This window comes from Mycobacterium sp. SMC-11, from assembly GCF_046250095.1.
Taxonomy (GTDB): domain Bacteria; phylum Actinomycetota; class Actinomycetes; order Mycobacteriales; family Mycobacteriaceae; genus Mycobacterium; species Mycobacterium heraklionense_A.
This window is the reverse complement of record NZ_CP176430.1, coordinates 3,800,615-3,813,914: the sequence shown is the minus strand read 5'-3', so window position 1 is coordinate 3,813,914 and position 13,300 is coordinate 3,800,615. Positions and strand designations below refer to the sequence as shown.

General features: G+C 66.5%; 14 protein-coding genes. 11 read left to right on the top strand and 3 right to left on the bottom strand.

What is annotated here, in order from left to right:
- The first annotated feature begins 21 nt into the window (after positions 1-21).
- Genes rplB through rpsQ form a run of 7 tightly spaced genes read left to right on the top strand, consistent with a single transcriptional unit; the run spans position 22 to position 3,600 of the window.
- Positions 22-858, top strand: coding sequence for a 50S ribosomal protein L2 (gene rplB, locus ACKY0X_RS18085; RefSeq protein WP_024440413.1), 837 nt, complete (start codon positions 22-24; stop codon positions 856-858).
- A gap of 17 nt (positions 859-875) precedes the next feature.
- Positions 876-1,157, top strand: a complete 282-nt coding sequence (gene rpsS, locus ACKY0X_RS18080) for a 30S ribosomal protein S19 (protein WP_006245110.1) — start codon at positions 876-878, stop codon at positions 1,155-1,157.
- The gene (gene rplV / locus ACKY0X_RS18075) at positions 1,154-1,780 is read left to right on the top strand and encodes a 50S ribosomal protein L22 (RefSeq protein WP_409427143.1); all 627 of its coding nucleotides are present in this window, start codon (positions 1,154-1,156) and stop codon (positions 1,778-1,780) included. Before rpsS ends, rplV begins: the two co-directional genes overlap by 4 nt.
- On the top strand, positions 1,780-2,622 hold the full coding sequence (rpsC, locus tag ACKY0X_RS18070; RefSeq protein WP_064888756.1) for a 30S ribosomal protein S3: 843 nt from the start codon (positions 1,780-1,782) through the stop codon (positions 2,620-2,622). Before rplV ends, rpsC begins: the two co-directional genes overlap by 1 nt.
- A 2-nt stretch (positions 2,623-2,624) precedes the next feature.
- A complete protein-coding gene (gene rplP, locus ACKY0X_RS18065) occupies positions 2,625-3,041 on the top strand; it encodes a 50S ribosomal protein L16 (RefSeq protein ID WP_046285397.1) in 417 nt (138 codons plus the stop codon).
- Positions 3,041-3,283, top strand: coding sequence for a 50S ribosomal protein L29 (gene rpmC, locus ACKY0X_RS18060; protein ID WP_409427142.1), 243 nt, complete (start codon positions 3,041-3,043; stop codon positions 3,281-3,283). Before rplP ends, rpmC begins: the two co-directional genes overlap by 1 nt.
- Positions 3,283-3,600 carry a 30S ribosomal protein S17 gene (rpsQ, locus tag ACKY0X_RS18055; RefSeq protein ID WP_024440407.1) on the top strand — a complete coding sequence of 106 codons (318 nt, stop codon included), beginning with the start codon at positions 3,283-3,285 and terminating at the stop codon, positions 3,598-3,600. The genes rpmC and rpsQ overlap by 1 nt, the downstream gene beginning before the upstream one ends.
- 98 nt (positions 3,601-3,698) lie before the next feature.
- Here the strand turns inward: rpsQ and eccE are convergent, their stop codons facing one another.
- Both eccE and ACKY0X_RS18045 read right to left on the bottom strand, forming a co-directional pair.
- Positions 3,699-4,898 (bottom strand): type VII secretion protein EccE, encoded by a 1,200-nt coding sequence (gene eccE, locus ACKY0X_RS18050; protein WP_409427141.1) that lies wholly within the window; start codon positions 4,896-4,898, stop codon positions 3,699-3,701.
- Positions 4,899-5,048: 150 nt separating this feature from the next.
- Positions 5,049-6,083, bottom strand: coding sequence for a hypothetical protein (locus ACKY0X_RS18045; RefSeq protein ID WP_409427140.1), 1,035 nt, complete (start codon positions 6,081-6,083; stop codon positions 5,049-5,051).
- A gap of 451 nt (positions 6,084-6,534) precedes the next feature.
- On the opposite strand from ACKY0X_RS18045, the gene ACKY0X_RS18040 reads away from it, so the two are divergent.
- Genes ACKY0X_RS18040 through ACKY0X_RS18030 form a run of 3 tightly spaced genes read left to right on the top strand, consistent with a single transcriptional unit; the run spans position 6,535 to position 10,743 of the window.
- Complete coding sequence (locus tag ACKY0X_RS18040) at positions 6,535-7,479, top strand: LysR family transcriptional regulator (protein WP_409427139.1); 945 nt, start codon at positions 6,535-6,537, stop codon at positions 7,477-7,479.
- 38 nt (positions 7,480-7,517) lie between these two features.
- Entirely contained in the window at positions 7,518-9,866 is a 2,349-nt protein-coding gene (locus ACKY0X_RS18035) for an arylsulfatase (RefSeq protein ID WP_409427138.1), read from the top strand.
- 4 nt (positions 9,867-9,870) lie between these two features.
- Positions 9,871-10,743 (top strand): formylglycine-generating enzyme family protein, encoded by an 873-nt coding sequence (locus ACKY0X_RS18030; protein ID WP_409429687.1) that lies wholly within the window; start codon positions 9,871-9,873, stop codon positions 10,741-10,743.
- A gap of 87 nt (positions 10,744-10,830) precedes the next feature.
- Here the strand turns inward: ACKY0X_RS18030 and pstS are convergent, their stop codons facing one another.
- Positions 10,831-11,952, bottom strand: a complete 1,122-nt coding sequence (gene pstS / locus ACKY0X_RS18025) for a phosphate ABC transporter substrate-binding protein PstS (RefSeq protein ID WP_409429686.1) — start codon at positions 11,950-11,952, stop codon at positions 10,831-10,833.
- 177 nt (positions 11,953-12,129) lie between these two features.
- On the opposite strand from pstS, the gene ACKY0X_RS18020 reads away from it, so the two are divergent.
- A complete protein-coding gene (locus ACKY0X_RS18020) occupies positions 12,130-13,059 on the top strand; it encodes a DUF4436 domain-containing protein (RefSeq protein ID WP_409427137.1) in 930 nt (309 codons plus the stop codon).
- Positions 13,060-13,300 lie beyond the last annotated feature (241 nt).

Below are 13,300 nucleotides of genomic sequence, written 5' to 3'. Positions count from 1 at the left end.
TGAGAGAGAGATCTAACTGACATGGGAATCCGCAAGTACAAGCCGACGACCCCCGGTCGTCGCGGTGCCAGCGTCTCCGATTTCGCTGAGCTCACCCGCTCTCACCCGGAGAAGTCGCTGGTCCGGCCGCTGCACGGCCACGGTGGGCGTAACGCCCACGGCCGGATCACCACCCGGCACAAGGGTGGCGGTCACAAGCGTGCCTACCGCGTGATCGACTTCCGTCGGCACGACAAGGACGGCGTCAACGCCAAGGTCGCCCACATCGAGTACGACCCGAACCGCACTGCGCGTATCGCGCTGCTGCACTACCTGGACGGTGAGAAGCGCTACATCATCGCCCCCCAGGGTCTGTCTCAGGGCGACGTGGTGGAATCGGGCGCCAACGCCGACATCAAGCCGGGCAACAACCTGCCGCTGCGCAACATCCCCGCCGGCACCCTGGTGCACGCGGTGGAGCTGCGCCCGGGAGGCGGGGCCAAGCTGGCCCGCTCGGCTGGGTCCAGCATCCAGCTGCTGGGTAAGGAAGGCGCCTACGCCTCGCTGCGTATGCCTTCGGGCGAGATCCGCCGAGTCGACGTGCGCTGCCGCGCCACCGTCGGCGAGGTGGGTAACGCCGAGCAGGCCAACATCAACTGGGGTAAGGCCGGCCGTATGCGGTGGAAGGGCAAGCGCCCGACCGTCCGTGGTGTCGTCATGAACCCGGTGGACCACCCGCACGGTGGTGGTGAGGGCAAGACCTCCGGCGGCCGGCACCCGGTCAGCCCGTGGGGTAAGCCGGAGGGTCGCACCCGCCGGCCGAACAAGCCCAGCGACAAGCTCATCGTCCGACGCCGGCGCACCGGCAAGAAGCGCTAGGAATCGGAGGGAAAGCGATGCCACGCAGCCTCAAGAAGGGTCCGTTCGTCGACGACCATCTGCTCAAGAAGGTCGACGTTCAGAACGAGAAGAACACCAAGCAGGTCATCAAGACCTGGTCGCGTCGGTCGACGATCATCCCGGACTTCATCGGGCACACGTTCGCCGTACACGATGGCCGCAAGCATGTTCCGGTATTCGTCACCGAGTCGATGGTCGGGCACAAGCTCGGCGAATTCGCTCCGACGCGCACCTTCAAGGGACACATCAAAGACGACCGGAAGGCTAAGCGCCGGTGAGTGCCACGACTGAATTTCCGTCCGCTGTCGCCAAGGCCCGCTTTGTGCGGGTTTCGGCCAGCAAAGCGCGCCGGGTGATCAACCTGGTCCGCGGCAAGTCGGTGTCCGACGCATTGGACATCCTGCGCTGGGCACCGCAGCAGGCCAGCCTGCCGGTGGCCAAGGTCATCGCCAGCGCGGCTGCCAACGCCCAGAACAACGACGGCCTGGACCCGGCCACCCTCGTGGTGGCCAGCGTCTACGCCGACGAGGGCCCGACCGCCAAGCGGATCAAGCCGCGCGCCCAGGGGCGTGCGTACCGGATCCGTCGGCGCACCAGCCACATCACCGTGGTGGTGGAGAGCCGGCCGTCCTCCGGTGGTGGCTCGGCGCAGTCCGCCAGCGCGGCCCGGGCGCGTCGTGCGCAGGGCAGCAAGGCGGCCTCCGACCAGGCGGGTTCGACGGCCCCGGCGAAGAAGGCTTCGGCGGCCAAGGCGACCGAGAAGGCGCCGGCCAAGAAGGCTTCCGCAGCCAAGGCTGCCGAGAAGACGACTGAGAAAGCGGCGGCGAAGAAGGCGCCCGCCAAGAAGGCGGCAGCCAAGAAGGCGCCTGAGACGTCCGACGCGAAGGAGGGCTCGGAGTAATGGGCCAGAAGATCAACCCGCACGGCTTCCGGCTCGGGATCACCACCGACTGGAAGTCGCACTGGTACGCCGACAAGCAGTACGCGGAGTACGTCAAGGAAGACGTGGCGATCCGCCGGCTGCTGTCGAGCGGCCTGGAGCGCGCCGGCATCGCCGACGTGACCATCGAGCGCACCCGGGACCGGGTCCGGGTCGACATCCACACCGCCCGGCCGGGCATCGTCATCGGCCGCCGCGGTACCGAGGCCGACCGGATCCGTGGCGACCTGGAGAAGCTCACCGGTAAGCAGGTGCAGCTGAACATCCTTGAGGTGAAGCAGCCGGAGGCCGTCGCCCAGCTCGTCGCGCAGGGTGTCGCCGAGCAGCTGAGCAACCGTGTGGCGTTCCGTCGCGCGATGCGCAAGGCGATCCAGTCGGCGATGCGTCAGCCCAACGTCAAGGGCATCCGGGTGCAGTGCTCGGGCCGTCTCGGCGGCGCCGAGATGAGCCGCTCGGAGTTCTACCGTGAAGGCCGGGTGCCGCTGCACACGCTGCGCGCCGACATCGACTACGGACTGTACGAGGCGAAGACCACCTTCGGGCGGATCGGCGTGAAGGTCTGGATCTACAAGGGCGACGTGGTCGGTGGCAAGCGTGAGCTGGCCGTCGCCGCACCGTCGGCCGACCGTCCGCGCCGGGAGCGCCCGTCGGGCACCCGCCCGCGCCGTAGTGGCGCCTCGGGTACCACCGCGACCAGCACCGACGCCGGGCGGGCCGCTGAGAGCACCGAGAACGCCGCTGCTGCGGAAACGGTCACCGAGACCGCTCCCGCCGCGGCGGAAACGCAGAGCACGGAGAGCTAATCATGTTGATTCCCCGTAAGGTCAAGCACCGCAAGCAGCACCATCCCAAGCAGCGCGGCATCGCCAGCGGCGGCACCGCGGTGACGTTCGGTGAGTACGGCATCCAGGCACTGGAGCACGCCTACATCACCAACCGGCAGATCGAGTCGGCTCGTATCGCCATCAACCGGCACATCAAGCGTGGCGGCAAGGTGTGGATCAACATCTTCCCGGACCGTCCGCTGACCAAGAAGCCTGCCGAGACCCGCATGGGTTCCGGTAAGGGTTCGCCGGAGTGGTGGGTCGCCAACGTCAAGCCGGGCCGGGTGCTGTTCGAGCTGAGCTACCCGAACGAGGCCATTGCCCGCGCCGCACTGACCCGGGCGATCCACAAGCTGCCGATCAAGGCGCGCATCGTGACCCGAGAGGAGCAGTTCTGATGGCAGTGGGAGTTACCGCTGGCGAACTGCGCGAGCTTAACGGCGAAGAACTCGTCGAGCAGCTGCGCGAGTCCAAAGAGGAGCTGTTCAACCTGCGTTTCCAGATGGCGACCGGGCAGCTCACCAACAACCGTCGGCTCCGCACGGTGCGCCACCAGATCGCGCGCATCTACACCGTGTTGCGCGAACGGGAACTGGGCCTGGCGTCCGGTCCCGCTGGTTCTGAAGGCGAGGCATCGTAATGGCACAGGCTGCAAAGGCTAACGCCGCGGAGAAGGGTCCCAAGCACACCGCGCGCACGGAGACCCCTCGGGGTCGCCGCAAGACCCAGATCGGCTACGTGGTCAGCGACAAGATGGAGAAGACCATCGTCGTCGAGCTCGAGGACCGTGTGAAGCACCCGCTGTACGGCAAGATCATCCGGACCACCAAGAAGGTCAAGGCTCACGACGAGAACAACACGGCCGGCATCGGTGACCGCGTGTCGCTGATGGAGACCCGTCCGTTGTCGGCGTCGAAGCGCTGGCGCCTGGTCGAGATCCTGGAGAAGGCCAAGTAATTCGACGGGCGTAGTCACGCCGTAGTCACGACCGAGCCCCGCGACCTGCGTCGCGGGGCTTCGTCGTGTTTCGGGTCGTGTTGGGGGTCGGGTCCGGGTCAGGCCGGCACTTTGACCCGCGCCAATGGTTGCGGCGCGGTCGGGCCGAGCGGAACCTGCAGCGAATCCTCGCCGTTGAGCACCCGGGCCGGGACCGCGAGCGTGCGTTGCGTCGGCGTCGGCAGGCTGGTACTCAATGCCGTCAACTGGCGGCCGTTGAGACGGTTCAATCCGGCCCAGGCGTTCCGGCGCAATCTGCTCGCGGTATGGTACCGCACCAGGACCGCGACGTCGGTGTGGCGCTGCTGCGGCGTCAGGCGCACCGTCACCGCGGTCGTATCGGTCTCCGGCAGCCACAGCCGCTCGAGGTTCTCCGTGGAGATGTCGCGCGGCGACATCCAGAATGTGGCCGCGAACTGCTTGGGGCCCTTGCTCTCTTTCTGCTTCAGTCGGCGGCGACGTCGGCGGAGCCGGGCGGGCTGCAGACCGGCCAAGAGAGCCGCGTCGACCTGGTCGAACTCGTCGGCGGACAGGATGCGCGCGTCCAGGTGACGTTCGCACAGGTCGCGGGCCAGTCGTTCGGTGGCTACGGCCAGGGTCGCGGCGACCGAGTCGCGAACCGCCACCGCCTCGGTGTTGTGCATCGGATCCATCCGCAGGATCAGCCAGTTGTCTTGTGGTCGGCAGGAGCCGGGCCCATGGACCGTCGCCGCGGCGGTGGTGCGTTCGTCATCGGGAGAGTCGGTGGGGGAGTCGCACGTTCGTACCGACACGATGTCGATCCCATCCAGGCGTACGTCGAACTGGCGCAGGCCGGCGGCGACGAGCTCAGCGGAGAGAGTCGGCACCGACGCCGGCACGCGGCGATGCCGCCCAGTCGCTTCGGTCGGTGTGGCTGGTACAGCGATCACCGACACCAGCCGCCCGCGGTATTCGCGTACTCCGACGACGTCGCGACTGTAGCGACGGCGGTGGTCGAAGCCGGGCGTACAGCCTTCGGTGAGAAACGCTGCAGGGGTCGCGAAGCGGTCGAGCAGCCGCGCGAGCACGATTGCCGTCAGCGGTACCCGACGGTGGGTGATCAACGCGGCCGTCGACAGCACCGCGGCAAGGCCCACCGCCGGCCACCATGCGCGCTCGGGGGGCCCGAGCTGGGCCGGCCAATGACCGCCGACCCACAAGATGCCGATGTCGATCAGAAACACCGTGGTCACGCGTAGCCAAGACAGATTGAGCCCCAACGAATGCTGCGCCCTCATCGCGGCGTCCAAGTCATGGTTCCCCCCAGAACTTCCATGAAGTGTGCGGTGACCGGGCTACCCGTTCCGTGCGCGGGCCAAACATCCCAGGCCCGGTGCGAGGGTGACCTGGGATGTTTGGTGGTCGGTTGTCTCGACCTGCGACGCGTGTCAGAGTCCGAACAGGCTTGCTGGATCGAACATGCCCGAGATGTCCGGGAAACCTCCGGCGAGGTCGGCCGCACCACCGGCGGCGTCCGCGGCGCTACTGGCCGCATCGGCGGCGCCTCCGGCTGCGGCGCTGGCTGCGTCGGCCGCGCCGCCTGCGGCATCGGCGCCCATCGCCGACAAACCGAAGGCGTCGCCCGGGTCAAGCAGCCCGGCCGCGTCGAAATCGGTCGGAATGTTGAAGTCGCCGAACGGCGTCGACAGGGTGTCGGTGATGGAATTGGCGGCGCCGTCGGCCCCGGGGATATCGGTATAGACGTTCTCGAACCCGTTGCCGAAGTTCATCACGTCATACACCGTTCCCACCGCGGGCAGGTCGGAGGCGGTCGCACCGGAGGCCGGATCTACGTCGGTGATCGTGAACTCGGTGTTGTGGATACCGCCGAACAGGTTCGTGACGTTCTCGCTGGCGGTCACGTTGCCGAGATCGGTGGCACTGCTTCCCGTGCCACTGGACACGTCGAACGACTGCTCACCCTCGCCGACCTGGAAGAACGGCGGTGCGCTGAACAGCGGACTGAGCGGGGTGAAGCCCGCCGATCCGTCGTCGAGGACGGGATTGAAGGTGGTGTCGCCGATGGTGAAGCCATCGCCGGTGCTGGGAGTGGCGTCGGGCCCGGCATCCGGGGCTCCGGCGGGCGTGGTGTCCGGTGTGCCGCTGATCGGCGGTATCGCGCCGGTATCACCGAGCGGCGATGGGCTGGGCGTACCGCCGGTGGGACTGAGAGCGCCCAGTTCGCCGAACGGATTTGGGGCGGGTGTGGATGCCTCTGGGCCGAGGGCGCCGGCGTCGCCCAGGGCTCCTGTTCCTGGCGTACCGGCGACGTTGCTCGCCAGGTCGACCGGAATCGCTGTGCTGCCGACATTTCCGGCCGCGCCGACACCGTTGTCGGCGAAAGCGACTGGCGCGGGCAGGAATGTGGTCGAGAGTAGACCCGCGGTGACCCCACCGGCCGACAAGATGATCCGACGATTCATTTTCGGTGCGTTCCTTCCGTACTTGGGTAGCCCCGGTCCTGTGCGTTCCCCTTCGAACGAGCCGGGCGTTCTGGACACCGGCGTTCGCCCCTCGCGCGCACGACAAATCCAGTCCAGGCGTTGTAGTGGCGGCGATAATGTTGTGCGACAACGGATGTCCGGATGTCAGGGACTGTGCCTCAACCCCCCTTGGCATCCTCGTCAGACGCTAACGGGTGGACGGCGCCGTCACCACCCCTGTGGGTGGATATTTCAACAGTTAATCTCAATGTAGAGAATCGTCAGCGTCGATCGACGCACGTGAGGGCGGCGATGTAAGTCATTGCGGCAGTGGGGTTGCAGCAACGATCAGCGTTCGTCGCGGGTTGGTCTCAGCCGCCTCAAAGTAATCATGGTGGCGTAAGCCAACATTGGATTTGACCAATCGGCGCTGGCCGTCACACTGATCGCTATGGAGCTGCGGCAGCTGAAACACTTTGTCGCTGTGGCCGAAGAGCTGCACTTCACTCGGGCGGCTGCGAAGGTGCACGTGGTGCAGTCCACCCTGTCCGCATCGATCAGCAGTCTGGAGCAGGAGCTCGGAACCGCGCTGCTGGTCCGCAACAATCGCCGCGTCGACCTCACCACGGCTGGACTGGCCCTGCTGCCGGATGCGCAGAATGCCCTGGCTGCGGCCGACCACGCGCGGGCCGCCGTCGACGCGGTCAGGGGAGTGCTGTGCGGGCGGCTGAGCATCGGGGTGATCCAGGGGCTGGGAACCGTCGATCTGCCGGGGTTGCTGGCCCGGTATCACCGAAATTTTCCGCGCATCGAGATCACGCTGCGACACGACTCCATCGACACGTTGGTACAGGCGACCGCCGACGGAGACGTGGACCTGGCCTTCGTTTGCCGGCCTTATGACGGAAGCCGGGTCAAGGACCTGTCGTTGGGAATCGAGCCGCTGGTGCTGGCGGTGCGCCGCGACGATCCGCTCGCGGCCAGCGATGTCGTCCCGCTGACGGACCTACGGGAGCGCGAGTTCGTCGAGCGCCGGGCGGACCTTCGGACCCGCCTGCACATCGATGGCATCTGCGCCGATCTGGGTTTTGTCCCAAGCGTCTGCGCCGAATCCAACAGTCCGCTCGACCTGGTCGACCTGGTTGCTGCGGGCTTGGGCGTGGCATTTCTGCCGCCGGCGTTGGTGGCGAAGTCAGATCAGCTGGTCGGGGTGGCAACCGATCCGGCGATCCCACGCGAGGTGGCGCTGATCACCCCGCTGGAGCGGGCACCCTCGCCGGCGGCCGCAGCCTTCCTCGGCGAGCTGGTGTCGGCCGGCGTCGGCGACAACCGGCCATCGGCTCCGCGTGAGCGGCCCCCGGCTTCAAACGCTGCCGCTTCGGCACCGGGCCGGTAGTGTCTCATCCGTTCCGGGGGCCGACAACGGAGTGAGCAATGGTGGAATTCACGGGCAAGGTCAGTCTCGATATCCGGGATTCCGAACCGGACTGGGGGCCGTTCGCGGCGCCGACCGCCCCCGAAGGTGCGCCCAACGTGCTGTACCTGGTCTGGGACGACACCGGCATCGCCACCTGGGACTGCTTCGGTGGGCTGGTAGAGATGCCCACGATGACTCGGATCGCCGAGCGCGGTGTCCGGCTGTCCCAGTTCCACACCACCGCCCTGTGCTCACCGACCAGGGCTTCGCTACTGACCGGGCGTAACGCAACCAGCGTCGGCATGGCCACCATCGAAGAGTTCACCGATGGCTTCCCCAACTGCAGCGGACGCATTCCCTTCGAAACCGCCTTGCTCAGTGAGGTTCTCGCCGAACGGGGCTGGAACACCTTCTGCGTCGGCAAGTGGCACCTGACTCCGCTGGAAGAGTCCAACATGGCCGGCGCACGACGGCACTGGCCCACCCAGCGGGGATTCGAACGGTTCTACGGCTTCATGGGAGGCGAGACCAACCAGTGGTACCCGGACCTGGTTTATGACAACCACCCGGTCGCGCCGCCCGCTGCGCCGGAGGACGGCTACCACCTGTCCAAGGACATCGCCGACAAGACCATCGAATTCATTCGCGACGCGCAGACCATCGCGCCCGGCAAGCCCTGGTTCGGCTACGTCTGCCTGGGTGCCGGCCACGCCCCGCACCATGTGTTCGCCGAATGGGCCGACCGCTACGCCGGGCGCTTCGACATGGGCTACGAGAAGTACCGGGAAGTCGTGTTGGCGAACCAGAAGAAGCTGGGACTGGTACCGCAGGACACCGAGCTGTCCGCGGTCAACCCCTACGCCGATGTCACCAGTGCCGACGGCCAGCCCTGGCCGCTGCTGGACATGGTCCGCCCGTGGGACAGTCTCGATGACTCCGAGAAGCGTCTGTTCGCCCGGATGGCTGAGGTGTTCGCGGGTTTCCAGACTTACACCGACGCCCAGATCGGGCGGATTCTGGACTACCTGGAGGAGTCCGGGCAACTCGACAACACCATCGTCGTGGTGATCTCGGACAACGGGGCCAGCGGCGAGGGCGGTCCGAACGGCTCGCCCAACGAGAACAAGTTCTTCAACGGCTACATCGACTCGGTCGAAGAGGCGATGAAACTCTTCGATCAGCTGGGTAGTCCAGAAACCTACAACCACTACCCGGTCGGTTGGGCAATGGCGTTCAACACGCCCTACAAGCTCTACAAGCGCTATGCGTCCCATGAGGGCGGCATAGCCGACCCCGCGATCGTCAGCTGGCCCAACGGAATCGCTGCGCGTGGCGAGGTACGCGACACCTATGTCAACGTCTGCGACGTGACCCCGACGGTCTACGACCTGCTCGGCATCACGCCGCCGGAGACCGTGCGCGGTATTGTCCAACGGCCTTTGGAAGGCGTGAGTTTCAAAGCAGCGCTGGATGATCCGGCCGCGGATACCGGCAAGCACACCCAGTTCTACACGATGTTGGGCACTCGCGGGATCTGGCACCGTGGCTGGTTCGCCAACACGGTGCATGCGGCGACCCCGTCGGGATGGAGTCACTTCGACGACGATCGGTGGGAGCTCTACCACCTGGCCGAGGACCGCAGTCAGTGTCATGACCTGGCCGCCGAGCATCCGGAGAAACTCGAGGAACTGCAGGCGATGTGGTTCGCCGAGGCCGAGAAGTACAACGGCCTGCCGTTGGCGGACTTGAACATCTTCGAGATGACCACCCGCCAGAGGCCGTATCTGTCCGGTGACCGGACCGGCTACACCTACTACCCGAACACCGCCGAGGTGCCGTTGGGGGCGTGCGTGGAGCTTCGCGGCCGGTCATTCTCGGTGTTGGCCCGCGTCACGGTGGATTCCGCTGCTGCCCAGGGGCTGCTGTTCAAGCAGGGGGCCCGACACGGCGGCCATGCACTGTTCGTTCAGGGCGGCAGACTGCACTACGTCTACAACTTCCTCGGCGAGCGCGAACAGTGGGTGTCGTCGCCCGGCCCGGTTCCGTTGGGGCAGCATATTTTCGGAATCCGTTTCGAGCGCACCGGAACGGTCGAGGGCAGTCACACGCCGGTCGGCGAGGCCTCGCTGTACATCGACGACGAGGTGGTCGCCATCCTGCCCGACATGGTCGCCCAGCCAGGTGCCTTCGCGTTGGCCGGCGGTGGGGTCAGCGTCGGGCGCAACACCGGTCAGGCGGTGTCGTCGGCGTACCGTGCACCGTTCGCCTTCACCGGCGGGACCATCGCGGACGTCGCCGTGGATGTCAGCGGTGAACCGTACCTGGATGTGAAAAAGACTATCGCTGCTGCATTTTCGCGGGACTGACGTGATGTTGACGGACCTCGTTGAGATCCCGGCCGGGGTGTTCCGGATGGGTTCGACGAGTTTCTATCCCGAAGAGGCGCCCATTCACAGCGTGGCGGTGCAGCCGTTCGCGTTGGAGCGTCATCCGGTGACCAACGCGCAGTACGCCGCATTCGTCGACGCCACCGGCCATGTGACGCTCGCCGAACAGGAGCTCGATCCCGCACTGTACGGCGACACCGAACCGGGCGCCCTGGTGTTTCACCCCACCGACGGGCCGGTCGACCTGCGCGACTGGCGGCAGTGGTGGCGGTGGATCCCCGGCACCAGCTGGCGGCACCCGTTCGGACCGGGCAGCACCTTTGAGGACAGGTTGGATCACCCGGTGGTCCAGGTGGCCTATCCCGACGCGGCGGCTTTTGCCCGATGGGCGGGGCGGCGGCTGCCGACCGAGGCCGAATGGGAGTACGCCGCCCGGGCCGGGAGCGTGAGCACGTATGCGTGGGGCGAGGACGAGAAGCCGGACGGTGCCTTGATGGCCAACACCTGGCAGGGCGACTTTCCCTACCGCAACGACGGTGCCCTGGGATGGGCCGGGACCTCACCGGTGGGAACATTTCCGCCGAACGCCTGGGGGCTCCTGGACATGATCGGCAACGTTTGGGAGTGGACGACCACCGAGTTCTCGGCCCACCATCGGCTCGAAGCGCCGCCGAACGCCTGCTGCGCGCCGGCCGGCCCCGCCCGCCCCGACATCAGCCAGACCCTCAAGGGCGGCTCGCATCTGTGCGCGCCGGAGTACTGCCACCGCTATCGCCCCGCGGCCCGGTCCCCGCAGTCACAGGACACCGCGACGAGCCATATCGGGTTTCGTTGCGCGACGGACGGGGAGACCTAGCGCGAGCGTGCGTGTCTGTACGTCCTGGCTCGGTGTGTCGCGGACAAACACGCACGCTGGACTGGAGGGTGGGGGAGGTGCGAGGCCTCAGGAGATGGCGTCGATCGCGGTCCAGACCCGCGATTGAAAATCCGGTGGCAGTGGGATGTAGCCCTGCTTGTTGAGGTTGGCCTGGCCCAGGCCGGCGGCCGCCTGCAGAAAGCCCTTGACCGCCTGGCCCACGATCGGGTCTGGATACTTCGAGCAGACGATCTCGTAGCCGGCCAACACGATCGGATACACGTCGCCTTGGGTCGGGTTGTAGAACGACGAGATATCGACCACGAGATCGTTGCCGGTTCCGATGATCTTCGCGCCGGCGATGGTTTTGCCGACCGAGTCGGTGCCGATTCGCACCGGGCGTTTGGACTTGCGGCTCGCCGGGGTCTTGATCTCGGCGGCGAAAAGTCCCTGGTCCATGGCAAAGGCCAACTCGTTGTAGCTGATTGAACCCTCGGTGGTCCGTACCAGCGCCGCGGTGCCCTCATTGCCCTTAGCTCCCACACCGACGCCACCGTTGAACGTCTTATCCGCCTCTTTGTCCCAGACGCCGCCGGATGCGGCCCGCAGGTAGGCCTGGAAGTTCTCGGTGCTGCCGGACAAGTCGCTGCGGTACACGACGCGGATGTCCTGAGCAGGCATGGGGCCGTTGAGCGCGACAACGTCCGGGTCGTCCCAGCGGGTGATGCTGCCGTTGAAGATCTTGGCGATGGTGGGCGCGTCCAGTACCAGCGATTCGACCTCGTGAAGGTTGTAGGTGATTGCCATCGGCCCGAACGCAATCGGTAGGTGCCAGGCATCCGCGCCCCCGCAGCGCTGCTTGGCCAGCCTCCGCTGCTCGGCGTTCAGGGGCGAGTCGGACGCAGCGAAATCGGTTTCGCCAGACAAAAAATCAGCGATGCCCGCGCCCGAACCGTTGGCGGTGTAGTCGAGAGTGCGATCGACGCAGGCGGTGCGGTAGACGCCGACGAACTCAGCCATCGCATGCGCCTGCGCGGTCGAACCGCTGGCTTTCAGATCGGTCTTGCCGCCGCAGGTCACGAGTTCACTGGCGTAGGCCAGCGTCATATGGGGAACGGTGCACGCCGACAGTGCCACTGCGGACGCGGCCAGCAGGATGCCGGCGGCCACGGCCGGCGTTCGGGTTGCGACAGCCCGAAATCGATTCATGGCCGTTTGTATAACAACCGAAACCCGCACATTGTCGAACAGAAGGTAAACGGTGTGCGGGCAAACAGTGACGTCTGAGCGCGTTGGATCGGATTCCGATATGCTTGGCGGCCAGCATGTTTCGGGACATCTCCTGCGCGGTACGGTCGCCGTTGCCGTTCGCTACCCTGACTGCCGATGACCACTGAGCCCCAATTGGACCCGGCCGGCGCTCCGGCGGCGAAGCGGCGTCAACGGCCGCGCTTCCTGACCAGCGCGGTGATCCTGGCCGCGATCGTGGTGGCCTACGCGTCATCGTTGTTCGGCGTTCACACCCTTCAGCGATCGGACAGTCCGCTTCCGCCGCTGGACCTGAGTGCGGCGAACCCGGCGGACACCATCGTGCAGGTGCGGCTGCAGGAGCTGAACCCGGTAGCCAACCGGCTCGCCGTGGACGTGCTCGTCCACCCCGGAGAGGCGTTGTACGACAAGCGATTCGATGTGCTGAACACCGAGCTTGCGGTGCGGTTGTATCCCCCGAACGACCTGGGGGACCTGCATTTCCCGGCGGGAGATGCGCCGGCTCGAGTCAGCACGACGATCGAGGCGTACGGCGCCCCGGGAAACTGGCCCTTCGACACCTACACCACCGAAGAGCTGTCGGCCGATGTTTTCGTGGGGACCGGAGAAGGCCGCAAACGGATCCCCGCCCGAGTGGAGATCACCGGATCGCTGGATGGCTGGGACGCCAGCGTCGCCCGGGTACACGACTCCAGCAGGACCCGAAACCAGCGAGGCGATGCCGACGCCGCGGTGGTGTTGAAGATCCAGCGCGCTAGGGGGCCACTGATCTTCGACCTCGGAATCTGCCTGGTCCTGATCAGCCTGCCCACCCTGGCCCTGATCGTGGCGGTGCCGATGGCGATGGGCAGGCGGAAGTTTCTGCCCCCATTCGCCACCTGGTACGCCGCGAATCTGTTCGCGATCATCCCGCTGCGCAACATCCTTCCCGGTGCTCCGCCGCCGGGCTCCTGGATTGACCAGGCAATTGTCCAGTGGGTCCTGATCGCGTTGGCGGCGGCGATGGGGCTGTTCATCTACGCCTGGGTGCGGCAAGGCGACGACTGAGCCGGGCCGGAATCGGAGCGGGCGCGACGCTGTCCCCGCCCGTTGCGGACCCCTCGACCAGCAATTTGGTGTTGGGCGATACGTCACCTAGACTTCAGGGGTTGCCGTGAGCAGACCTCGGCCAGCGAAAGTTGGCCCTGCGTGCTCATCGGCTCCGTAAGAAGAGCAAGACCACGCACGTCCGGGGAGATTCCGGCTGGTACCGCCATGCCGCGCGTCGACTCGATTATTTAGGAGATCT